19 protein-coding genes are annotated in these 21,112 nt (G+C 72.2%); 3 read left to right on the forward strand and 16 right to left on the reverse strand.

All coding sequences use genetic code 11. The annotated features are described in order from the left end of the window. Positions 1–46: 46 nt before the first annotated feature. Together ACIBNA_RS13515 and ACIBNA_RS13520 are read right to left on the reverse strand one after the other, a co-directional pair. Positions 47–1,015, reverse strand: a complete 969-nt coding sequence (locus ACIBNA_RS13515) for a hypothetical protein (RefSeq protein WP_399165364.1) — start codon at positions 1,013–1,015, stop codon at positions 47–49. A gap of 172 nt (positions 1,016–1,187) precedes the next feature. After that, a complete protein-coding gene (locus ACIBNA_RS13520; protein ID WP_399165365.1) occupies positions 1,188–2,393 on the reverse strand; it encodes an AAA family ATPase in 1,206 nt (401 codons plus the stop codon). Positions 2,394–2,524: 131 nt separating this feature from the next. On the opposite strand from ACIBNA_RS13520, the gene ACIBNA_RS13525 reads away from it, so the two are divergent. Next, positions 2,525–2,974, forward strand: coding sequence for a spore-associated protein (locus ACIBNA_RS13525; protein WP_399165366.1), 450 nt, complete (start codon positions 2,525–2,527; stop codon positions 2,972–2,974). A 111-nt stretch (positions 2,975–3,085) separates the two neighbouring features. Here ACIBNA_RS13525 and ACIBNA_RS13530 read toward each other — a convergent pair whose 3' ends face one another. Together ACIBNA_RS13530 and ACIBNA_RS13535 are read right to left on the reverse strand one after the other, a co-directional pair. Continuing rightward, a complete protein-coding gene (locus ACIBNA_RS13530) occupies positions 3,086–4,366 on the reverse strand; it encodes an APC family permease (protein WP_399165498.1) in 1,281 nt (426 codons plus the stop codon). A gap of 229 nt (positions 4,367–4,595) precedes the next feature. Beyond that, positions 4,596–5,135 carry a phenolic acid decarboxylase gene (locus ACIBNA_RS13535; protein ID WP_399165367.1) on the reverse strand — a complete coding sequence of 180 codons (540 nt, stop codon included), beginning with the start codon at positions 5,133–5,135 and terminating at the stop codon, positions 4,596–4,598. Between the two features lie 120 nt (positions 5,136–5,255). On the opposite strand from ACIBNA_RS13535, the gene ACIBNA_RS13540 reads away from it, so the two are divergent. Beyond that, a complete protein-coding gene (locus tag ACIBNA_RS13540; protein ID WP_399165368.1) occupies positions 5,256–6,218 on the forward strand; it encodes an AMP-binding protein in 963 nt (320 codons plus the stop codon). Here ACIBNA_RS13540 and ACIBNA_RS13545 read toward each other — a convergent pair. Together ACIBNA_RS13545 and ACIBNA_RS13550 are read right to left on the reverse strand one after the other, a co-directional pair. Continuing rightward, positions 6,133–6,648 carry an anthrone oxygenase family protein gene (locus tag ACIBNA_RS13545; protein WP_399165369.1) on the reverse strand — a complete coding sequence of 172 codons (516 nt, stop codon included), beginning with the start codon at positions 6,646–6,648 and terminating at the stop codon, positions 6,133–6,135. The two genes, ACIBNA_RS13540 and ACIBNA_RS13545, sit on opposite strands and share 86 nt — an antisense overlap. Before the next feature lie 5 nt (positions 6,649–6,653). Beyond that, entirely contained in the window at positions 6,654–7,070 is a 417-nt protein-coding gene (locus ACIBNA_RS13550; protein ID WP_399165370.1) for a nuclear transport factor 2 family protein, read from the reverse strand. 97 nt (positions 7,071–7,167) lie between these two features. Here ACIBNA_RS13550 and ACIBNA_RS13555 point away from each other — a divergent pair, with 97 nt between their 5' ends. Next, positions 7,168–7,791 carry a TetR/AcrR family transcriptional regulator gene (locus ACIBNA_RS13555; protein ID WP_399165371.1) on the forward strand — a complete coding sequence of 208 codons (624 nt, stop codon included), beginning with the start codon at positions 7,168–7,170 and terminating at the stop codon, positions 7,789–7,791. Positions 7,792–7,838: 47 nt separating this feature from the next. On the opposite strand, the gene ACIBNA_RS13560 is transcribed toward ACIBNA_RS13555, so the two are convergent. The 10 genes from ACIBNA_RS13560 to ACIBNA_RS13605 form a co-directional block, all read right to left on the reverse strand. Continuing rightward, on the reverse strand, positions 7,839–9,617 hold the full coding sequence (locus tag ACIBNA_RS13560) for an ABC transporter ATP-binding protein (protein ID WP_399165372.1): 1,779 nt from the start codon (positions 9,615–9,617) through the stop codon (positions 7,839–7,841). Further along, positions 9,614–11,353 carry an ABC transporter ATP-binding protein/permease gene (locus ACIBNA_RS13565; RefSeq protein WP_399165373.1) on the reverse strand — a complete coding sequence of 580 codons (1,740 nt, stop codon included), beginning with the start codon at positions 11,351–11,353 and terminating at the stop codon, positions 9,614–9,616. The genes ACIBNA_RS13560 and ACIBNA_RS13565 overlap by 4 nt, the downstream gene beginning before the upstream one ends. After that, entirely contained in the window at positions 11,350–12,168 is an 819-nt protein-coding gene (locus tag ACIBNA_RS13570; RefSeq protein WP_399165374.1) for an ABC transporter ATP-binding protein, read from the reverse strand. Before ACIBNA_RS13570 ends, ACIBNA_RS13565 begins: the two co-directional genes overlap by 4 nt. Positions 12,169–12,187: 19 nt before the next feature. Continuing rightward, positions 12,188–13,195, reverse strand: a complete 1,008-nt coding sequence (locus ACIBNA_RS13575; RefSeq protein WP_399165375.1) for a FecCD family ABC transporter permease — start codon at positions 13,193–13,195, stop codon at positions 12,188–12,190. Next, a complete protein-coding gene (locus ACIBNA_RS13580) occupies positions 13,192–14,232 on the reverse strand; it encodes a FecCD family ABC transporter permease (RefSeq protein WP_399165499.1) in 1,041 nt (346 codons plus the stop codon). Before ACIBNA_RS13580 ends, ACIBNA_RS13575 begins: the two co-directional genes overlap by 4 nt. Before the next feature lie 104 nt (positions 14,233–14,336). Further along, positions 14,337–15,314, reverse strand: coding sequence for an ABC transporter substrate-binding protein (locus ACIBNA_RS13585; protein WP_399165376.1), 978 nt, complete (start codon positions 15,312–15,314; stop codon positions 14,337–14,339). Between the two features lie 66 nt (positions 15,315–15,380). After that, positions 15,381–16,637, reverse strand: coding sequence for a nucleotide sugar dehydrogenase (locus ACIBNA_RS13590; RefSeq protein ID WP_399165377.1), 1,257 nt, complete (start codon positions 16,635–16,637; stop codon positions 15,381–15,383). Between the two features lie 231 nt (positions 16,638–16,868). After that, positions 16,869–18,491 carry a class I adenylate-forming enzyme family protein gene (locus ACIBNA_RS13595; protein ID WP_399165378.1) on the reverse strand — a complete coding sequence of 541 codons (1,623 nt, stop codon included), beginning with the start codon at positions 18,489–18,491 and terminating at the stop codon, positions 16,869–16,871. Continuing rightward, a complete protein-coding gene (locus ACIBNA_RS13600) occupies positions 18,488–20,227 on the reverse strand; it encodes a CoA transferase (protein ID WP_399165379.1) in 1,740 nt (579 codons plus the stop codon). The genes ACIBNA_RS13595 and ACIBNA_RS13600 overlap by 4 nt, the downstream gene beginning before the upstream one ends. Beyond that, on the reverse strand, positions 20,224–21,099 hold the full coding sequence (locus ACIBNA_RS13605; RefSeq protein ID WP_399165380.1) for a class I SAM-dependent methyltransferase: 876 nt from the start codon (positions 21,097–21,099) through the stop codon (positions 20,224–20,226). Before ACIBNA_RS13605 ends, ACIBNA_RS13600 begins: the two co-directional genes overlap by 4 nt. Positions 21,100–21,112 lie beyond the last annotated feature (13 nt).

Here is a 21,112-nt window from a genome sequence, read left to right on the forward strand (position 1 = left end):
CGGCCGCGGTGCGGCCACGGGTTTTCGGCGACTGTCGTCGCTCCGCTCAGCCCAGGCAGATGACGAGCAGGCAGAGCTCCTTGGAGTTGGAGTCGGAGTTCGTGGGAGGCGGCGTGGGGCTCGACGCGGACGGGGGTGTCTCGGGGGACGCGGGCTGCTGCGCGTCCGAGCCGGTGTCGGCGGCGGGCGGTGTCGTCTGCTCGGTCGCCGTCGACGTGGACTTGCCGGCGTTGCCGGTGGCCGTGTCGACGGTGTTCGGGGCGGTGGTCCTCGGCTGCGTCGTCTTGGGCAGCTCGCGGGGCGCGGTGGCCGCGTCCGTCCGCGGGTCCGCCGGGGTCCTGCGGGGAGCGGTGGCCCGGGGCTGCTGCTCGCGCTGCGAGGTGCGGCCGGCGTGCGGCGGAGTGGTGGGCGTGGGCGAGGACCGCGGGACGTCCCGCCGGGTCGACGTCGGTTCGGTGTACTCCGGCGCCTGTCCCTCGGCGCCGCCCATGGTCGTGTCCTCGGGTGCCGTGGCCGACTGCACGCCGTGCGTCGAGTCGCCCTTCATGGCGGCGACGGTGAGACCGCCTCCCACGAGCGCGACGGCGGTCGCCACCACGGCCCGGCGCTGGTTCTTCTTCCAGCGGGCCATCTGACGACGCCGTGCCGCCCGCCCCTGTTGCGGGGCCTGGTAGCCGTCGGCCCCGGCGGTGTGCGCGGCCTCGTGACCGTCGGACGGTTCCGTGTCCGGGGCGCCGTCACCGTCGGACGGGTTGGTGCCCAGGGTCTCGTGGCCGCCGGACGATCCGGCGTACGCGAGGGGGATCTCCCGCGTGCCGGCGCGGTTCGTGTCCCACACACTCCCGTCGTCCCACACGTTCCTTTCGCGCACGTTCCCGTCGGGCCATGCGCCGGAGGCGGCCGGGTCGGTGCGGCCGTCGGCGGCGGAGGGGTCGATGTCCGGGGCGTAGGCGCCGCACCCCGGGCAGACCAAGGCGCCGTTGAGGTGCCGACGGCACGAGGAGCAGTAGTCCATGTGTGGTCTTCCCGATCTGGCTGTGCCGGCGGCTCACCGGCCGCGGCATGGTCACGTTCGCACGTGGGATCGAGCTGTAACGCTAACGAGACTTTGGAAGGGGGATGTGCAGTATGTGTGACACCCCTGAGCAGATCCTCCGGATCTCGCGTGTGCCGTAAGCGACTCGTGACTAAAGGTGGCGGGGCCTGGGCATGCTCGGGCGCCTGCCGAGGCGGGCCCGGGGTCCGGCCTTGGGTTCTGCCGCGGACGGCCACGCTGTCCGTGCCAGGATCACGTCCGCCACCTGGTCCGCGGTGTGCCCGTCGGTGTCGATGCGCAGGTCGCCGACGCCCGCGTCCTCCAGCGTGACGGCCGTCGTCACCGCCTCGTCGGCGACCCCCAGCAGACGCTCGGCTGGCTGCCCGCGCAGCGGATCGCCCGGCTGGGACCAACCGCCGCCACGCCCCCGCCGCATGATCCGCCGCGTCAGCTCCTCCCGCCCGGCGTGCAGCCGGCACAGCGTGAACTCGGCCCCCGGCAGCGCCTGGGCATACACACCGACCGCGGCCGGGTCACCGACCGGCCCGGTCACGACCAGCGCCTGCGCCCCGGCAGACCGGTAGGTCCGCCACAGGGCCGCCAGGTTCCGGGCCCTGACGCGATGGCCACCCGGGTCGTCGGGCGGCAGCGGATGACAGAAGCCGACCTGGTCCAGATCGACGTACGCGGCGGTGAACCCGGCGCGCAGCACCCGCTGGTAGACAGCGAAGCCGACCGCCGACTTGCCGACGCCGGTCGCACCGCACAGCCACAGCACGGGGCCGTCGGCGGGCCGCCGTTCCCCGAGCACATCGGGCGGCTCCCCCGCGTCGACCGCCGCCGACGGAGCGGACCCGGGCCAGCCACCAGTTCGCTCCCGCACGAGCCGCACCACCTCCGGCACCGCCACACCGCCGGTCTCGACACACACGTCGGCGAAGTCGCTCGCGTCGAGGGCGTCGGCCTCCCGCAGCACGGCGTCGAGCAGTCCGGGAGCACCACCGCGCCCGAGGAAACGCCGCCGCAGCTCGTCCGGGCCGACGCGCAGCCGGCAGACCGTCACCGCGGCCCTCGGCAGGCCGGCGAGCTCGACGCCTCGCTCGGCGTCGACGACACCGGGGACGACGAGACACCGGGCCCCGGCCCGCCGGAACCCCTCCGCCACGGCGGCGACGTTGTGCGCCTTCATACGATGCCGGCCCGGGTCCGCCGCCCGCTCCGGGTAGCAGATGCCGAGCTGGTCGACATCGACGAACGCGGCCGACCTCCCCGACCGGTTGAGCTCCTGGTACAGCTGCCAGGCGACCGTCGTCTTGCCCACACCCGGTGGACCGCACAACCACAGAACGGTAATCACGGACGGGATTCTCACGCATTGCCGCTCCCCAACTCACTTGATTTTCCTGGGAACTGACGCACAACCCTTTGGATGCCCGGCGGGTCACATCATGCAGGAGCAACCGCCTCGAAGAGTTGCAAGGGGGAAATATGAGATTTACCCGTTCCGTCCTGGCCGCGTCCGCCTTGGCGGCGCTGACCGTGGGGACCACGACCGCCCTGGCGTCACCCGCCTCCGCCGCGCCCAACACCACTCCGCAGAAGGTCTGCGGAAGCGCCTACAAGACCGTGAACTCGGCAGCCGTCGGCTCCCTGGGCACCGTCTACCTGACGTACAACGCCTCCAACGGGCAGAACTGCGTCACGACCATCCGCAACAACCCGGGTACCGCCGTGGACATGGCCGCGTGGATCTTCGTCCCCGCGACCGAGGAAAGCCACGAGGACGCCGGGCGCTTCACGTCCTTCGCCGGACCGACCTACGTCTACGGCAAGGGCCACTGCGTCGACTGGGGCGGCAGCATCAACAACGTGTACGTGCAGGTGTACGGCTCCAACTGCGGCGCCCTGAAGGAACACCGGGTCACGTTCACCCGCTGATCCACCCCTGAACCACCTTGAAGCACCCCCCTGCCGGGCCATCACGTTCCCGCCGCCGTCGCGCGGGAGCCGTGGTGGCCCGGTGCCGGTTCCCGCCCCCCACGGCGCTGCTCACGCCTCGCCGCGTACCTTCAGCACCGCCTTGTTGAGCACCCACAGTCCGATGCCGATGGCCACCAGCACGCCCGCCCGGATGTAGACGTCCGCGGGCCGGTCGGACAACGGGCTGGCCAGGATCAGCGCGGTGAGCGCGCCGAGCACCGGCAGGGCGGTCGGCGTACGGAAGTGCTGGTGTTCGACGCGGTCGCGGCGCAGGACGAGGACGGCGATGTTGACGACGGCGAAGACGCACAGCAGGAGGAAGGCCGTGGTGTCGCCGAGGCCTTCGATCTCCCCGGTGGAGACCAGGCCGATGGCGAGCAGCGAGACGAAGACGATGCCGACGACCGGGGTGCGGCGCCGGGGCAGTACGTGGCCGAGGGCACGCGGCAGGATGCGCTCGTTCGCCATGCCGTAACAGAGGCGGGACGCCATCATGATGTTGATCAGTGCCGAGTTGGTGACCGCGAACAGCGCGATCAGGGCGAAGAGTTTGGGCGGGAAGTCGATCCCGCCGGCCTTGACGACCTCCAGCAGCGGGCCGCTGGAGTCCTCCAGCACGCGGTAGTCGACGAGCAGCGAGGAGACCAGGGCGACCAGGACGTAGATGGTGCCGGTGACGGCGACGCCGATGAAGATGGCACGCGGGAACGTCCGCACCGGATCCTTGGTCTCCTCGGCCATGTTGACGGAGTCCTCGAAGCCCACGAAGGCGAAGAAGCCGAGGGCCGTCGCCCCCAGAACACTGGTGAGCAGTGCGTAACCGGTGCCCTCTGCCTGGAACTCACCGAGCCGGGAGGGTTCGCCGTCACCGGTCAGGACGGCCCAGGCGCCGATCGTGAGGATGACGAGCAGGCCGGTCAGTTCGACCACCGTGAGGACCACGTTGGTCTTCACGGACTCCGACACGCCTCGCAGGTTCAGGGCCGCCAGGGCGAGGATGAACAGGATCGCGATGAGGGTGGGCGGGAAGAAGTCCGTGAACTCGGACAGGTAGTCGCCGCTGAAGGCACGGGCCGCCGCGCTCGCCGAGGAAAGGCCCGAGCACATGACCATGAAGGCGACGATGAAGGTCAGGAACGGGACCTGGAACGCCTTCTGGGTGTAGAGCGCGGCTCCGGCCGCCTTCGGGTACTTGCCGACGAGCTCGACGTACGAGGCCGCCGTCAGGATCGCCACGACGAACCCGATGACGAACGGCAGCCACAGTGCCCCGCCGACCTTGCCGGCGACCTGCCCGGTGGTGGCGTAGATGCCGGTGCCGAGGATGTCACCGATCACGAACAGCACCATCAGCTTGGGGCCGATGGCACGCCGCAGCGGGGTGTCGTCCCCTCTGTCCGGCGCAGCGGCTGCATCCCTGTCGGTTGCGGACACGAAAGCTCCCTGAGGCGTTCGGCACGGAACGGAACAACGTCTTGCCTGCCCAGGAGGAGCAGTGGTGATGCCCTCGGGGAAGCAGCGGCCTACGTGGACGGGTGCCGGCCTGATCAGGACCGGCATTCCTGCTGGATGACCTCGGTCAGTTGGTGCGGTCGGACCAGCCCTGCGGGAGGTCTCCGGGGGCCGTGGCGATGACCGTGTCGTCGTCGGGGCCGACGTACTCGAAGAGGGTGATCTTCGCGAATTCCGGGACGACGTAGACCGGATAGGTCGGGCCCTCGTCGCGGTACCTGCGTATCTCGTCGAGGTGGTCGTTCTGGTAGAGGACGGTGCGTTCGCCGTGTTCCTCGACCCAGTGCGGGAAGAAGATCACGCCGTGCAGACGGCGCTTGCCCGGCATGACGTTGACGGAGACCGACGTACCGGTGGGCTCGTTCCAGGAGATCTTGTAGTGGTCGTCGTCCAGCTGGACGAGGTCGACCTGCTGATCCTTGACCCAGCGGCCGCCCACCATGCCGGAGTGGATCCGGTAGTCGATGGTTGTCGGGTTCTTCACGTACATCTCGTACTGCCAGCCGTTGGCGTAGGTGTAGACGAAGCGGTGGCCGACGATCCCGGAGAGCTCCTGCGCGGGGACAGGGCTCTGGACGGTGGTCACGTGTGCTCCGTTGCTGGCCATGTGGGGTACCTCCTTGCTGCCGAAGGGCCGCTGCGGCGTGCCGTACGAGTAGCCCCCTCGACGGTCGGCAACCTCTACGCTCAACATCGTTGCGGCACGATGGACCTGGAAGGCGGAGCCATGAGGCGTGAGGAGCTCGTCCGGCCGGTGCCGGAGCTGTTACGGCAGCACGCCGAGGTGGCTGGGGAACGGGTCGCCCACTCCGACTCCTCGCGCAGCGTCACCTACGCAGAGCTGGAGCGGCGCACGCGCTCGCTGGCCGCGTACCTCACCGGGACAGGGCTGCGTCGCGGTGACCGCGTCGCGATCCGCCTGGGCAACTGCGTGGAGATGGTGGAGAGTTGCCTCGCCGTCCTGCGGGCCGGGATGGTCGGCGTCCCGCTCAACCCGCGGTCCTCCGACGCCGAGCTGGCCCACTTCCTGCGGGACAGCGGCGCCGCGTTCGTCATCACCGACGCCGCGCACCTCGCACAGTTACGACGCCTGGGCCCGCCGCAGGACCGCTTGGGCGTCCTGGTCACCGGGACCGGCCCGGTCCCGGACGGCGCCCGGCTGTTTCGGAGCGCGGCCGAGAGCGACGGGGCCGCGCAGATCGACATGCTCGGCCTCGACGATCCGGCCTGGATCCTCTACACCTCCGGCACCACGCACCGACCCAAAGGCGTGCTGTCCACGCAGCGGGCCGCGCTGTGGTCCGTGGCCGCCTGCTACGCCCCGATCTTCGGTCTCTCGCCTGACGACCCCCGCGACGTCGTACGGCCCGCACCGCACCAGCGAGGACGGTCCTGTACGCCAACTGCTCGGGCCGCAACTGCACGCGGAGCTCCTGGCCTGCCAAGTCACCGACTACGACGAGGTCTTCAGCACCCGGATCACGTGGACACTGGGCTTCCTACGGGACCAGGGGAAGATCGCCGAGGGCGGCATCGGCGGCTCCGCAGCCTGGTGGTCGCTCCGGCACCACCACGCCCGGATTCCGCGTTCCCACCGCTGCGCCTCACCCCCTTCGTTCCCCGCCGGGATCACCGAGTGGCGCTGCCGGCGAGCGTCTTCCGGTGCGGTCACGGCGTACGGACAGGATGATCAGGAGGGCGAAGGCGGCGAACGCGGCGCCTGTGCGGGCGTGGTTGAACGCCTCCCAGCGATCCAGGATCGCGGCGTGATCCGGTGGAGGCGAGGTGGCGGCCCACTCCTTGATCCGTCCGTTGATGGGGACGTTGCCGAACCGGGTGATCAGGAAGGACGCCACCACCAGGAGCCCCGCCCCGCCGGCGAGCCACCGTGCGCTGGTTCGCGTCCTCATGGCGAGGGCGATCGCGCTGAGCACCGACAACCCCATGGCCCCCTGCACGGTGATGCCGTTCATTCTCATCAGCTCGGTGTGGAAGGACAGCCTCATCTCGAGTGGTACGGCGTTGAACGTGGGCACCAGGTTGGCCGCTCCGTAGCCGAACGCGCCCGCGAGGGCGCCGGTGGACAGCAGGGCGATCCCCTGGGCGAGTTGGAGGCGCATCTGTTCTAGCTCCCGTGCTCGTGCTGCGGTTCGACCTGGTCGAGGGTTCGGGTGAGTTGCCGGGCCCGGCGCATCAGGCCGTCGGGCGTGAACTCGGCGAACATGTGCACCCGGGTGGAGACGGACCCGCTCTTACGCATCCGGGCATGGATCGTGAACCGGGCCGCGATCCGGTTCCCGTCCGTCAGCGCCTCGTGCACCTGGAAGGAGAACTCGGTCAGATTCCTGCGCACGGGCCGGAGGTGGGCGACGAGCCTCCCCCAGTCGAGCCGCACGCCGTCGGCGACCTGCACGACGTCCCGGGTGTAGTACCTCGCCATCAGGTCGGCGGGCTGCTCGTCGCTGTGGACGACGGCCTCGGTGAATGAGGTGAAGAAGTCGGCGATGAACTGCTCGGGTGTCTTGGATTCCAGAGGTTTCATACGGCTCCGATCAGACAGGCAGGACCGCACCCCGCTACGATCTCTTACATCGCTGTAAGGTATACGCCGCAGACTATTTTTGACAAGGGTGTAAGAGTTGAGTGATTCAGGGTCTCCTGGCTCCCCCTCGGCAGTCCGGCGCCGCCGGGCCGACGCCGAACGGAGTCGGGCCGCCGTACTCGACGCCGCCGTCCAGCTCCTCGCCGAGCGGCCGGACGCCGGCATGGCCGCCATCGCCGCAGCGGCCGGGGTCACCCGCCAGACCGTCTACGCGCACTTCGGCACTCGCGACACGCTGCTGGAAGCCGTCGCCGACCGGATCACGGAGCAGGCGATGGCGGCGATGGACGCGGCGGAAGTCGAGGACGGGTCCGCCCTCGAGGCGCTGCTGCGGCTGCAGGACATCGGCTGGCAGCTGTTCGAGCGGCACCCGGTGTTGCTCGAGCTCGGAACTGCTTCCACGAGCGCTGAAGCCGACCGATCACGGCACGAACCCGTCGCGGCCCGGCTGACGCGGCTGATCGAGAGGGGGCAGGCAACCGGGGAGTTCGACCGCACCCCGCCCGCCGCCTGGCTGGTGGCCGCGGTGACCGCCCTCGGCCATGCCGCGGGCGACGAGGTCGGAGCCGGCCGGATGACGGTGGCCGAGGCGGCAGCCTGCCTTCGCACCGCGACGCTCGGCATTCTGGGAGTACAGCCTCAGCAGGATCGGGACACCTGAGTGAGGTGGCCCCACCAGCCGGCCGGCTGCCACCAAGTGCACCGGGTTCAGGACGGTGTGACGGTCAGCACCCGGTTGAGCGCGCCGTCGGGGCGGGCTGTGAGGTCGTCCCAGGTTCCTTGCTCGGCGATGCGGCCGGCTTCGAGTACGGCGATGCGGTCGGCGCGGCGGATGGTCGTGGGGCGGTGGGCGATGACGATCGTGGTGCGATCGCCCTGGGCGAGCGCGGTGGCGAGTTGGGCGTCACCGGCGTTGTCCAGGTGTGCGGTGGTCTCGTCCAGCACGAGGATCCTCGGCTCGGCCAGCAGCGCGCGTGCGAGAGCGATCCGGGCGCGCTGGCCGCCGGAGAGGGTGGCGCCGCGCTCCGAGACGAGGGTGTCCATGGGGGCGATCCGGTCGACGCCGCACAACCGGGCCGTTTCGGCGAGGAGGTCGTCGTCCGCGTCCGGTGCGGCCAGGCGCAGGTTCTCGGCGAGGGTGCCGTGGAAGAGAGGGGTGTCCTGGCCCACGACGGCGACGGCACGGCGCAGTTCGGCGTCGGCCAGGTCGCGAAGATCGACGCAGGCGCCGTCGCGGGGCACCAGGTGGACGGCTCCCTCGGACGGGTCCCAGAATCGGGCCAGCAGATGGGCGCACGTGGACTTCCCAGCTCCGGAGACACCGACCAGGGCGAGGGTCTGCCCCGCGGGAACCGTCAGCTCGACCCCGTCCAGCACGGGTCGGCCCCCGTAGTCGAAACTCACCCGGTGCAGTCGGACCCCCAGCGGGCCCGGGGGAAGCGGGTGGGGTGAGGCGGGCGGTGGAGCGAGGGCGGGTGCTTTGACAGCCGCGTCGACACGGGCGGCCGCGGCGCGCAGACCCACGGCCTGGCTCAGCGCCCTGGCCGACTCGGCGACCGGGCCCAGCACCGACAGGGCGAGCGCCATCGCTGCCGGGGCCCACGCTCCGTGCAGCCGTCCGGAGGTCACGGACTGCGCGGCGGCGAGGACCACGCCGAGGACCGCGAGCACGATGAGCAGATCGCGTACGGCGGCGGCCATGGCCTCCCAGGTGGCCTCCGCACGCTGGGCCTCGCCCACCCTCCGGCCCTGCTCGGCGAGACGGCCGCGCCGCTCGGACAGCCCGCCGAAGGCGAGCAGTTCACGCAGCCCGTCGACGGCCTCCACGGTGTCGGCCGACAGCTTCGCGGCGGCCACCCGGGTACGGGCCCCGCGCGCGGCGCGTTCGCGTGCGTCGGCGAAGGGCGCCACGGCGAGCAGCGCGGCGACCGGCAGCACCGCCGCCAGCAGCCAGGGCTCCACCATGGCCAATGCCGTGGCTCCTCCGGTGAACACCATGCCGGACGCGAGGAGTTGGGCCGTGGTGTGGGCGTAGAAGAACTCCAGCGCCTCGACGTCGGCCATCGCCGTCGCGGCCAGGTCCCCGCTGCGCCGGCCGGCCACGCGGGCGGGTGCGCTGCGGGCGAGCCCGTCGAAGACCCGCACACGCAGCTCGGCCAGCACACGGTAGGCAAGGTCGTGCGAGAGGTCCATCTCGCGCCAGGTCATCAGGGGGCGTACGAGGACGAGGACGACCAGAGCGGTGACGGTACCGGCCGAGGGGGCGCGGCCGGTGATGACGGCGGCGCCGACGGTGTGCGCGGCCAGGGTCAACAGCGCGACCAGCAAGCCCTGTTCGATGAGCGCCACGGCGCAGGTGCGGGCCATCATCGCCCGGTGTCCGCCGAGGGCCGGCAACAGGGCACGCAGAGAGCCGCGTGCGGGCACGGACGGGTCGGTGGTGCTGCCATGCGGGACGGCGGCGTCGGTGTCGGTGGTGCGGCTCATGCGACGCGCCCTCCTTCATATGTGTGGCCCGCCTTGACCAGCTCGGCGTAGACGCCCCCGGCCTCGACGAGGGCGGCATGCGCACCGACGGCGTCCACGCGTCCTCCGTCAAGCACCACGATGCGGTCCGCGTGCCGGACCGCGGCGAGGCGGTGCGCGACCACCAGGACGGTCCGGCCGCCCGCGGCGGTCAGCAGTTCGCGGACGATGTCCGCCTCGCGGCGTTCGTCGACCGCGCTCGTCGCCTCGTCGAGCACGAGCACCGGGGCGTCGGCCAGCAGGGCCCGGGCGAGGGCGAGGCGCTGGCGCTGGCCGCCGGAGAGGGTGGTGCCCCGTTCGCCGAGGACGGTGGCATAGCCGTCGGGGAGGGCGGCGATCTCGTCGTGGATGCCCGCGGTGCGTGCGGCGCGTACCAGCTCGTCGTCCGGAGCGTCGGGCCGGGCCAGGCGCAGGTTGTCGGCGATGGTGGCGTGGAAGAGGTAGGTCTCCTGGGAGACCACGGCGATGCCCTGCCGCAGTGAGTCGAGCGTGTACTCGGTGACGTCCTGGCCGTCGACGGTGATCCGGCCCCGCTGCGGGTCGCGGTGGCGCAGGAGCAGCGCGAGCAGCGTGGACTTGCCTGCGCCGGACGGGCCGACGATGGCCGTGATGCGTCCCGCTTCGGCGGTGAAGGTGACGTCGCGCAGCGCCGGCGCGTCGTCGCCGACGTAGGTGAACTCCACGTTCTCGAAGCACACCTGGGGCGGATCCGGCCAGTGTGCTGGTGCCGTTCCGGTGTCGGGCACGGCGGGTCGGGCGGTGCGCAGTGCCGCGAGTCCGTCGGCGGCCGACACGCCCAGGTATCCGGCGTGCCACTCGCGGGACAGGTCGCGTACGGGCCGGAAGCACTCGGAGGCCAGGAGCAGCACCAGATAGGTGCCGGTCGCCGTGGTGGATCCGGTGACGGCCGACCAGCAGGCGAGCAGCGCGGCGGCCGCGGTGCCGCCCTGGATGGCCAGGTCGGTGAGCCCGGTGTCGACGAGCGACACGCGGAGCTTGGCGACGGTGGCCCGGTGCAGCGCCGCCGAGCGTTCCTCCAGCCGCTCCCGGGTGCGGCCGACGGCGCCCGCGGCCCGCAGCGCGGGCATGCCCTGCAGCGCTTCGAGGTAGTCGGCGCCCAGTTGCTCGTAGGTGTCCCAGTGTTCCCTGCCGCGCCTGGCGAGGAGCCGGTCCCAGGCGCGCGGCCCGAACAGGGCGAGCAGCAGGGCGGGTACGAGGCCCAGGAGAGCGGCCGGTTCGACTGCGGCCAGTGCGGCGAGCAGCAGGGGCGGCACGAAGAGGGTGATGAGGAGCTGGGGCAGGTAGCGGGAGACGTAGGCGTCGACGCCCTCGACCCCGTCGACCAGGGTGGTGCGGACGGCGCCGGCGCGCGCGGTGGTCAGGTGCGCGGGTCCCAGCCGTCCGAGGTGGGCGAGGAGTTCGTCCCGCAGACGGACCCTGACCCGCGCTCCGGCGCGGGTGGCGGTGCGCCGCTGCCCGTAGCCGAGCCCGGCCCGGGCGACGACGACGCCGAGCACCGCCCCGATGAACAGCGGGAGCCGGTCCGTGTCGCCCCTGGCCACGTCGGCGAGGGCGACGGCCAGCAGCACGGCCTGCGCGAGGTGGGTGAGGGTGACGGCCCCTTGCAGGAGGGTGGCCGCGAGCAGGGGGCGCCGTGCGTGCCGTGCGGCGCGACGCAGCTCGGGGTGGACGATCACGAGGTCTCCTCGTATTCGTCCCCTGGCAGCGGGTGATCCGGGTAGCACACCGGCCAGCCGCCCTCGGGGTCCTGGCCGACCCTTCCCGCCACCTTCAGGACATCCGCGAGCAGCCCTGGAGTGACGACCTCCTTCGGCGTCCCGTCGGCCACCACGCGACCGTCCCGCAGCGCCACGATCCGCTCCGCGAACCGGGCGGCGTGGGCCAGGTCGTGCAGCACCATCACGACGGTGAGGCCCCGCTCCTCACGCAGCCGCACCACGGTCTGCAGCACGTCGAGTTGGTGGTGCAGATCCAGGTACGTGGTCGGTTCGTCGAGGAGCAGGACCCGGGTGTCCTGCGCGAGCGCCATCGCGAGCCGGACCCGCTGCCGCTCGCCGCCGGACAGCGCGTCGACGTCCCGTTCGGCCCACTGCTCCACGCCGACATCGCGCAGCGCACGCCGTACGACGGGGTCGTCGCCCTCGCGCAGCATGCCGAGCGGGCCGCGCGCCGCGTACCGGCCCTGACGTACGAGTTGGCGCACCGTCATGCCGGGGACGGCCGGGGCCGACTGGTGCAGCAGCGCGACGCGCCGGGCGGTGGCGCGGCGGGAGAGCCGGGCGAGGTCGTGCCCGCCGAGCAGCACGCGCCCCTCGTCGGGCCGCAGCAGTCCGGCGGCCAGCCGCAACAGGGTTGATTTGCCACAGCCGTTGAGTCCGATGAGCGCGGTCAGCTCGCCTGGTTCGACGGTCACGTCGGCGCCGCGCAGCACGGGGCGTCCGGGGTAGCCGAAGTGGACTCCCTCGACGCGGATCCCCACGGGTTCGGTCATGCTCTGTCCTTCGTCGACATCAGAACGTTCGGCTCGGCCAGCGGCGTACGACGGCCAGCAGCAGCGCGGCTCCGACGCAGGTGGTGAGGGCCCCGACCGGCAGCGTGAGCCGCCCGGAGTCCAGCGCGACCGCCAGCAGCCGCGACAGCAGTTGCGCGGCCGCGTCCGACCCGCACACCACGGCCGCGCCCACCAGGGCGGCGCCGGGCAGCGTCATCCGCAGGTCCGCGCCGAACACGGCCAGCGCGAGGTGCGGCACGAGCAACCCGACGAAACCCAGCGCTCCGACGGCGGCCACCGCTCCCGCCGTCAGCGCCACCGCGCACAGCAGCGCGAGGGTACGGGCCCGCGCGGCGGACAGCCCGGCGGCACCGGCGATGTCGTCGCCGCAGCGCAGCAGGGTCAGGGGCCCGGCCAGCAGCCACGCCACGGCACTCCACGCGAGCGCCCACGGCCAGAGCAGGTGCCAGTGCTGCCACACGCGGCCCTCGGTCGTGCCGACGAGCCACTGGACGACGCTGCCGAGCTCACCCGGCGCGACGAGCAGCACCATGGCGGTGAACCCGCCGAGCACCGCCGAGACGAGCACGCCGTGCAAGGCGATCTGCGCGGGGTCTCCCCGGCCCCGCCCCGCGAGTAGCCACAGCAGCGCGGCTCCGGTGCACCCGCCCACGCAGGCGGCGACGACCACGGCGAGGGGCGATTCCCACCCCGCGAGCCCGAGAGCGGTCGCGGTGACGGCCCCGAGCACCGCCCCCGGCGTCACACCCGTGACCTCGGGGCCGGCGAGCGGATTGCGCAGGGCGGACTGCAGAACCAGGCCCGCCACGCCCAGGCACGCTCCCGCGGCGAGGGCCACCAGCATCCGGGGCAGGCGGAGTTGGAGCAGAATGTGCCGTTCCGTCGCGTCACCGGCCCCGCCGAGGACGTCCCAGACCACAGCCGGGGACATCCCTCTCCCAGCCAGCAGTTCCCCGCAGGCGCACACGACGGCGAGTGCGGCGAACACCGCGAAGCGCCGCTTCACCCTGTCTCCTTCCCGGCGGTCGGCACGGCTTCAGGGCCCGTCCCCCGCGGCTCCGAGCGAACGGCGTCGGACCGCGCCGCTCCTCGCCGAGCCGCCGGCTTCCGAGGGCCCGACCGAAGCAGGGCGACGCCGACGGGCACACCGAGGAGGGCGGTCCACGCGCCGACCGGTGTCTCCACGGGCGCCAGCGCGAGCCGGGCCGGGACGTCGGCGACGGCCACCACGACCGCGCCCCACGCCGCCGACCAGGGCAGCCAACGCACCGCGTCAGCCGCAGGGTTGAGCCACCTGGTCAGGTGCGGGGCGAGGAACCCGACCCACGCCACCGGCCCGCACACGGCCGTCACGGGTGCGATCAGCACAATGGCGATGGCCAGCGCGGCGAACCGGGCCCGCTGCGCACGCACCCCCAGCGCCTCGGCGTCCTCGTCCCCCAGCCGCAACACCGACAGCACCGGCGCGCACAGCACGAGCGCGGGCAACGCGACGAGCAGCCAGGGCCACAGCCCGGTGACGTCATCCCAGGTACGGGCGGAGAGCGAACCGAGCAGATACCGGTAGATCAACTGGAGGTCGAACTGGTCGGCCATCACCATGAGCACGAGCAGCGCGGCCTGCAACGCGGCGGCGACCGCGGCCCCGGTGAGCAGGACGGCGGACGGGCTGCGCCCCAACCCGGCGGCGAGCAGCGTGAGCCCGCCGCCGAGCACGGCCCCGCCGATGGCCAGCAACGGCTGGACGGCGGTGGGGATGGATGCCGCCAGCACCAGCGGTGCGGCTACCCCGAGCGCGGCCCCGGACGACACGCCCAGCATCTCGGGGACGGCCAGGGCGTTGCGCAGCGCCTCCTGCAGCACGAGCCCCGCCGCGCCCAGGCAGAGCCCGGCGACCAGGGCCAGCACCAGCCGGGGCACGCGGAGTTCGGTGACGACGACCCCGGCGAGCGTGCTGTCGGCGTCCAGCAGCGCACCAGGCAGCCGGTACAGCGGGACATAGGGCGTGCCCAGACTCAGTGCGCAGACGGATGCCGCGACCAACAGGCCGACCAGCACCGCGAGTTGCCGGCCCCCACGGATCCGCGGGTACCGCCCGCCCTCGGCCGCCCCGCCCACCGCGCTGTCAGTGGTGGTCGGCGGTGCGCTCACCGCAGCGCGGCCGTGGCCTCGTCGAGGACGATGCCCAGCGAGCGGGTACCGCGGCCCTTGGCCCACACCTCGGAGTTCACCTCGTGGACATCCCCGTTGCGCACGGCGGGGATCTTCTCCCAGAGCGGGTTCTTCGCCAGCTTCTCCGACAGCTTGCCGTCCGCGTCACCGAAGGCGATCGTCTCGACGAACAGCACGTCCACGTCACGCGCGAGGATCTCCTCGAGGCTGTAGCTCCCCTCCACGCCACGGGACTTCCAGGGATAGGTCGCCAGCTTGGGGAACAGCCCCCCGGCCACGTCCGTCCCCGGCGTGGCGACACCGAAATTCTCGTCGCTGCCGTAGATGACGAGCGCGGTCTTGTCACTCTTGGTCCGCTCGGCCTCTGCCAGCTTGGTACGGAAGGCCTTCTCGGCCTTCTCGCCCTCGGCGGTGCGGCCGGTGAGCGCGGCGACATCGCGCAGGTACCCCACGCTGTCCTGCCACGTCTCGGGCTGCATGGGCCAGAACGTGGTGGCGTCCTTCAGGGCCGGAGCGAGCTTGCCGTGGGTGTCCTCCAGGCCGATGACGAGATCGGGCTTGTGGGAGAGGATCGCCTCCACCTCGGGAGCGATGAACCCGCCGGGAATGACGTCGACCTCCTTCGCCTTCCGCTCCCCCAGGAAGTCGGGGTGGGCGAGGAGTTCGCTGTTCGTGGCCGTGGGGACGATGCCCAGCTCGGTCAGGATGTCGTCGCAGAGCGCGAACAGGCAGACGATGCGCTGCGGTTCCTTCTCCAGGGAGACCTTGACGCCGTTCGCGTCGGTCAGCTCCCGTGTCGCCTTGATGGGTTTCACCGCGACGTCGGTCTTGGGCCCGGCCGCGGCGGCTTCTTCGCTCGCCGACTCGGTGGACGCGCCGCACCCGACCAGTACGGACCCCACTGTCGCCGCGGTGATCCAACCTCGAACGTGTCTCGACGGTGAGCGCAGCATCGATGCCCTCGCTTCTTCTCAGGGGATCCGAACGCACCGAAGATACATGATAATCGTTTTCATCACTCAGAGTTGATGGGCGCGGGTGCCGCGCAGCCGGCCCCGGGTGTCCAGCAGCAGTCGGGCGTACTCGGGCAACCGGTCCAGCGGAACGGTGTCGTGGTCCTGCACCAGAATCGTGAGGTCGGCGTCCGCGGCTGCAGCCAGTGCGTCGACGGACCGCTTCACCGGTTCGCCGCCCGGCGACCAGGCGTCCACGAACGGGTCGTGATACGTGACGTCGGTGCCGCTCTGCCGCATCAGCCGGACGATCGCGGCGGCCGGGGTGACCCGCAGGTCCGTGCTGTTGCGCTTGTAGGTCACTCCGACCAGCAGCACCCGCGCGTCCCGCAGGGCGCTTCCCCGCTCGTTCAGCAAGTGCTCGGCACGCCGCACGACATACGCCGGCATCCCGGCGTTGACCTCCTGCGAGAGCTCCACCAGCCGCAGCGGGGTCCCTCCGGTGCGCGCCCAGTGCGTGAGATAGACGGGATCGACCGGGATGCAGTGTCCACCCACACCCGGTCCCGGCCGGAACTCCTGGAAACCAAATGGTTTCGTGCTCGCGCAGTCGAGAGCCTCCCACACATCGACTCCCAGGGCCCGGGCGGCGACGGCGAGTTCGTTGACCAGGGCGATGTTCACGCTGCGATAGGTGTTCTCCAGGAGTTTCGCCAGTTCGGCCTCGCGTGCGGATCCTGCCTCCACGACTCGGTCACACAGGTGCCGGAAGAAGTCGGCCGCGGCCGTCGTGCACCTTCGGGTGCAGCCACCCACCACGCGCGGGGTGTTCCGCACACCGAAGGTCTGGTTGCCCGGGTCGATGCGCTCGGGTGAGAAGGCGAGGGAGAAGTCCGTTCCGGCACTGAGTCCGGAGGCCTGCTCCACGATGCCGCGGACAACGTCGTCCGTGGTGCCCGGAAAAGACGTGGACTCCAGGACGACGAGGGTGCCGGGTTTCAGGCGGTCCCCAAGAGCGGAGGCGGCGCTTCGCACATGGGAAAGGTCGGGTCTGCCCGTGTCGTCCAGTGGTGTGGGGACGCAGATCACGGCGACCGAGGCCTCCGCCAGCGGGCTTTCGTCGGCGGACGCCCGGAAACCGGCGTCCAGCATGGCGGCGAGGTCGGCATCGGTGACGTCGGGGACGTGTGAGCGGCCCGAGTTCAGGGATGCGGTGACGGACGGGTTCTCATCGATCCCTATGACACGCATGCCGGCGCGGCACGCCTCTCGGGCGAGGGGAAGACCGGTGTAGCCAAGTCCGATGACGGCGACGCTGTCCATATCGCTCCCTGATGCAGGGTGTTGGCAGGGGGACCCGGGGGCTCACCGCTCCCCTGTCGCACGGGTTCGGTGTGACGCGTCACCCGGTGGAGACGAGCGCGTCCCGGTGCTCGGGGGCCGCGGTGAGGACCCGGAAACGCAGCTCTTCAGCGGACTCTCGTAGTCGCAGACCGTGGAACTCTGTTCTACGGTCATGGTCGTCACGCGGGCAGACCCTTCGGTCGTGGACGGTCATCGGATGTCGGAGGCCTGACGGGCAGCCAGGAGCGCAAGGGTCCTGCGGCAGATCTTCCCGCTGGGGCCGAGTGGCATCTCCTTGACGCGCAGCAGGAGTTCGGGGAGTTTTCGGCGCTCGAGGCCGCGCTGGGAGTACAGGAACGTCGTGAGTTCCTGCAGGTCCGGTGCGGGCGCGCCCGGCGCCTGGCGGATGCACGCGCACAGGCGCTCCCCCAGTTCCGGGTCGGGCACACCCACGCAGGCCACCTCGGCCACGGCGGCATGCGCGGCGAGTTCGCGTTCCACCTCCGCCGGGCTGATGTTGTAGCCGCCTCGTACGACGATCTGCTTGATGCGGCCCAGTACGTGGAGCCTGCCGTGCTCGTCCAGGAGGCCGCGGTCGCCGGTGCGCACCCAGCCGGTCGGAGTGCGGTACCGGGCGTCCAGTCCGGGGTCGGCGACGTAGCACAGCGGTGTCATGGGGCCTCTGGCACAGATCTCGCCGGGCTGTCCCACCGGCACGGGAGCACCGGTGTCGTCGGTGATGCGGATCCGCGCCACGGCCGGGTCGGGAAAGCCGGTGCCCGCCTCGGGGCTGAGGCCGGTGGCGGCGGTATGGCAGTTCACGCCGTCGGATGATCCGTAGACGGTGATGACACGGCGGCCGAACCGGGCGCGGCACGCGTCGGCGGTGGCGTCCGGGAGGGCCGCGCCGCTGGAGACGACGGCCTGAAGACCGGTGAAGTCCTCCCGGCGGGCGGGTGGTTGTTCGGTGATGCGCTGCAGCATGGTGGGCACGCCGAACACGTGTGTGGGACGGTGCTCGACGATCATGCGGAGCGCATCGGCCGCGTCGAAGGACTCCTGCACCAGCAGCGTGCCGCCGAGTGCGGCGAGCGTGACGGAGGTGCCGCAGGAGCCGAAGGAGGAGGCCAGCGGGACGAGCACGAGGTTGCGCATCGGGCCGTCCCCGGCGTGCAGGGCGCGTACATAGGTGGCGCGGCCGCCGGCCATCGCGTTGTGGGAGTAGGCGACCATCTTGGGTTCGGCCTCGGAGCCGGAGGAGACCAGAATGCGGGCGGGCGCATCGGGGTCGACGGGCCGGGGCAGGAAGGGCTGCCGCGCTGGCGTCGCGAGAGACTGTGCGGCCGGACCGCCCTCCCCGAGGGTGAATACCGCTTCCAGACAAGGGAGATGGGCGCCTGGAACCGCGTCGGAGAGGTGGCTGACGATGACCGCGCGGGCTCGGGCGCGGGCGAGCAGGCTCGCCGGGCCCCGGCTGCCGGGCCCCGGTGGGTAGGGCAGTGCCACCGCGCCGATGGCGGCGACCGCGAGTTCGGTGGCCACCGCGTCGCGTCCGTTCGGCATGCGTACGGCGATGATGTCCCGGTCGCCCAGGCCGCTTTCGGCGAGCCGGGCGGCGATGTGCCGTACCCGGGCGTCCAGCCCCGCGTAGTCCACGGAGCCCGCCGAGTCGATGACGGCCGTCCGGCCGGGGTGCCGCCTCACCTGTGCGGAGAAGAGCGTGTACAAGTCCCGGTCGGGGCACAGGCCCTGTTCGGACCAGGAGCGCCGCACCGGGGCCGGCACCAGGTCACGGATCTCGACGCCGGCGTTCGATGTCCATCCGGCCCTCATGAGAACTCCCAGGGTGCGCGGGGAGCGGCGTACTCCCCCACGGTCAGCGACGGAGCGAACCGCGGATCGCGGGCCAGGTCCGCGAGGCTGGTGCACACCGGCGTGGCGGCCACGCCCGCTGCCGCCAGCCTGGGCAGCCAGTCCTTGGTGGGCCGGGTCCGGGCCCGGGAGGCGATCGTGTCCGCGCTCGCCGAGGCTCCGAGGCCGAGCGCCCGCGCGAGGAGTTCCGGTCGCTCGCGGGCCCGGGACCCGAGCGCGATGTAGCCGTCCCGCGTGCGCAGCGGGCGGTCGGTCGCCGCGGGCCGTCCCGGCCCTCGGGGAACGAGGGTGGCGGCGGAGTGCAGGGAGGAGTCCACGCGGCCGCCTCTTGCGGTGCGAAGCCGCGCCAGTAGTGCCGCCAGTACGCCCTGCGCGCAGACCAGCCCGCCGAGGACGTCGGTGAGCGTCATCAAGGAGGGTGCGGGCGGTTCGTCCGCGGGCCGCACGGCGGCGGCGAGACCGCTGTGCGCCTGGACCAGGTAGTCGGTCCCCACGGGTGGTTCCGGCCCCAGGGCGTCGCCCCAGCCTGATGCCCACGCGTACACCAGCCCGGGACTCGTCGGCCGCAGGTCGTCGGCGTCCAGCCCGAGCCGGGCCGCCTTGCCCGGCGCCCAGTTGTGCAGGAAGACGTCGGCCTCGGACACGAGTTCACGGACGGCCCGCCGTCCGGCGTCCGTGGTGAAGTCGATCTCCGTGACGGCTTTGCCGGCGTTGAGCGCGCTGAAGCGGGCCGAGGTGGTGCCTGCCATCGGGGGGACGCCGCGCATCGGGTCACCGCCCGGCGGTTCGACCCGTACGACGTCGGCGCCGAGGAGCCGCAGGACGTGGCCGGCCAGGGGGCCCTGGACGCGTCGTGCCGACTCGATGACCCGCAGGCCTGTCAGGGGTGCCCCGTCCGTGCTCGTACGGGCCCTGCCGATCGTGGTGCCGCCCGGGCCGGGGAACGGCGTGAGCGTCCATGGCGACGTCACGGTGGGCGGCAGGGGGTCTTCCCGTACGGGTAGCACGGCGGCTCCCGACCGGTCCGCGGCCGACCGGATCGTCGTGAACGGCGCACGCCGTGCGGTCGCGGGCAGCGCGAGGGGCAGCGAGCAGGTGGCGGTGGCGAACCGCTGCTGGAACGACCGCCATCCGCGGCCGGTGTCGGCGCGGTCCGCGCCGAGCAGCCGCCAGAAGTCCAGCCATCGGTCGGCGTCGAGGGCTTCGAGTTCGAAGCGCACGCCGTCGGCGGAGACGAACGGGAAGGCGGCCGGCACGATCTCTTCCCCCGCGTCGGCACGCGACGGCAGGCAGCCCTCCTGGTCGTCGCCGTCGGCCGTCGCCGCCGCGAGGTACTGGGCGAGGGCCAGCAGCGCGGCCTGACCGACCGACGTCCGTACCTGCCTCACGTCGGCGCCGCCGGCCCGCGCGAGGAGTGCCGCGCAGACTCCCTGGGCCGCGAGGACGCCCGCCACCGTGGAGGCGTAGTCGACGGCGAGCGGGGCCGGGCGCCCGGCCGCCCGGCCGTGGACGTGCATGATCCCGCAGGCCGCCTGCACGGCACGCTCGTCGGCCAGGGGGACGGAGAGCGGGCCCTGCCAGTCGATGTCCCAGCCGACGGTGGCGGTGGCGGGGTCGCCCACCAGGTCGAGAAGGTGCGCCGCGACCCCGGCGGCCACCGGTGCCGTGGCCCCGGCGCGCGGCGCGCAGAGCGTCATCGGGCGTCCTCCGGGCGTGGCCGCAGGCCGTCTTCCGCAGGTGCCTCTCTCCGGCCGGGCGCCCCACCGACCTGCGGGCGGCGCCCGTGTACCGAGTAGATGACGCTGGACGCGGCGCAGAACGACGGGTCCAGCATCAGCGCCCGTACGTCCGCCAGCTCCGCCTCGGTCATGCCCACGGCCAGGAGTTCGTCCCGCAGGTGGTACGTGTGGTTGAGCTGCATGCGCAGGCCCGGCGACCCCGCGGTGCGCAGCTCGATGCGGAGCCGCGGGTCGATGTCGACGAGCCCCGCGGCGCGCATGGCGGCCGGCGCGTCGCGGGCCCAGTGGGGATCTCCCCCGCCCGCCCGCATGACAGCGCACTTGGCGTCGAGGAAGGCCCGGTAGAGCCGCGCGGATTCCTCGTCCGGGGTGAGCAGGGGCGGTTCGTAGGAGGCGTCGAACTCCTCGATGTGCAGCCACCCTCCGGGCTTGAGGGCGCGCACCAGTTTGCTGAGGACGGCAAGCCGTTCGGGCAGGTGCTGCAGGACGAGACGGGCGACGACGAGGTCGAAGGCGGCCTCGGGAAGCGGATCGGTCACCACGTCGTGCCCGACCGCGGTCAGGCACGGCCCGTCCGGGATGTGGTGCGGCTTGATGTCGGTGGCCACGACCTCGCCGGTGGGAGCGACGCGTTCGGCGAGCCATCGGGCCACGCTTCCGCTCCCGGAGCCGATGTCCAGACACCGCCACCCGGTGGTGACGCCCGTCTCGGCGAGCCTGTCGAAGGTCCTCGTGTCGTACGCGTCGGTGAGGCAGCGGTGCAGCTCGTCACTGTGCACGCTGTCGTTGTCGAAGACGTACCCCGGGTTCCGGCCCAGGCTGTTGTGCATGTCGTCTCCCGTT

It is taken from the genome of Streptomyces sp. NPDC050164, from assembly GCF_044459945.1.
Classification (GTDB): domain Bacteria; phylum Actinomycetota; class Actinomycetes; order Streptomycetales; family Streptomycetaceae; genus Streptomyces; species Streptomyces coeruleorubidus_A.

What these genes read in the sequence shown, in the direction of transcription:
- ACIBNA_RS13590 (WP_399165377.1), bottom strand. Translation starts at nt 16,637, where the DNA reads ATGGACAGCGTCGCCGTCATCGGACTTGGCTACACCGGTCTTCCCCTC.
- ACIBNA_RS13595 (WP_399165378.1), bottom strand. Translation starts at nt 18,491, where the DNA reads ATGAGGGCCGGATGGACATCGAACGCCGGCGTCGAGATCCGTGACCTG.
- ACIBNA_RS13600 (WP_399165379.1), bottom strand. Translation starts at nt 20,227, where the DNA reads ATGACGCTCTGCGCGCCGCGCGCCGGGGCCACGGCACCGGTGGCCGCC.
- ACIBNA_RS13525 (WP_399165366.1), top strand. Translation starts at nt 2,525, where the DNA reads ATGAGATTTACCCGTTCCGTCCTGGCCGCGTCCGCCTTGGCGGCGCTG.
- ACIBNA_RS13545 (WP_399165369.1), bottom strand. Translation starts at nt 6,648, where the DNA reads ATGCGCCTCCAACTCGCCCAGGGGATCGCCCTGCTGTCCACCGGCGCC.
- ACIBNA_RS13560 (WP_399165372.1), bottom strand. Translation starts at nt 9,617, where the DNA reads ATGAGCCGCACCACCGACACCGACGCCGCCGTCCCGCATGGCAGCACC.
- ACIBNA_RS13530 (WP_399165498.1), bottom strand. Translation starts at nt 4,366, where the DNA reads ATGGTGCTGTTCGTGATCGGTGACATCCTCGGCACCGGCATCTACGCC.
- ACIBNA_RS13540 (WP_399165368.1), top strand. Translation starts at nt 5,256, where the DNA reads ATGAGGCGTGAGGAGCTCGTCCGGCCGGTGCCGGAGCTGTTACGGCAG.
- ACIBNA_RS13605 (WP_399165380.1), bottom strand. Translation starts at nt 21,099, where the DNA reads ATGCACAACAGCCTGGGCCGGAACCCGGGGTACGTCTTCGACAACGAC.
- ACIBNA_RS13535 (WP_399165367.1), bottom strand. Translation starts at nt 5,135, where the DNA reads ATGGCCAGCAACGGAGCACACGTGACCACCGTCCAGAGCCCTGTCCCC.
- ACIBNA_RS13585 (WP_399165376.1), bottom strand. Translation starts at nt 15,314, where the DNA reads ATGCTGCGCTCACCGTCGAGACACGTTCGAGGTTGGATCACCGCGGCG.
- ACIBNA_RS13570 (WP_399165374.1), bottom strand. Translation starts at nt 12,168, where the DNA reads ATGACCGAACCCGTGGGGATCCGCGTCGAGGGAGTCCACTTCGGCTAC.
- ACIBNA_RS13515 (WP_399165364.1), bottom strand. Translation starts at nt 1,015, where the DNA reads ATGGACTACTGCTCCTCGTGCCGTCGGCACCTCAACGGCGCCTTGGTC.
- ACIBNA_RS13550 (WP_399165370.1), bottom strand. Translation starts at nt 7,070, where the DNA reads ATGAAACCTCTGGAATCCAAGACACCCGAGCAGTTCATCGCCGACTTC.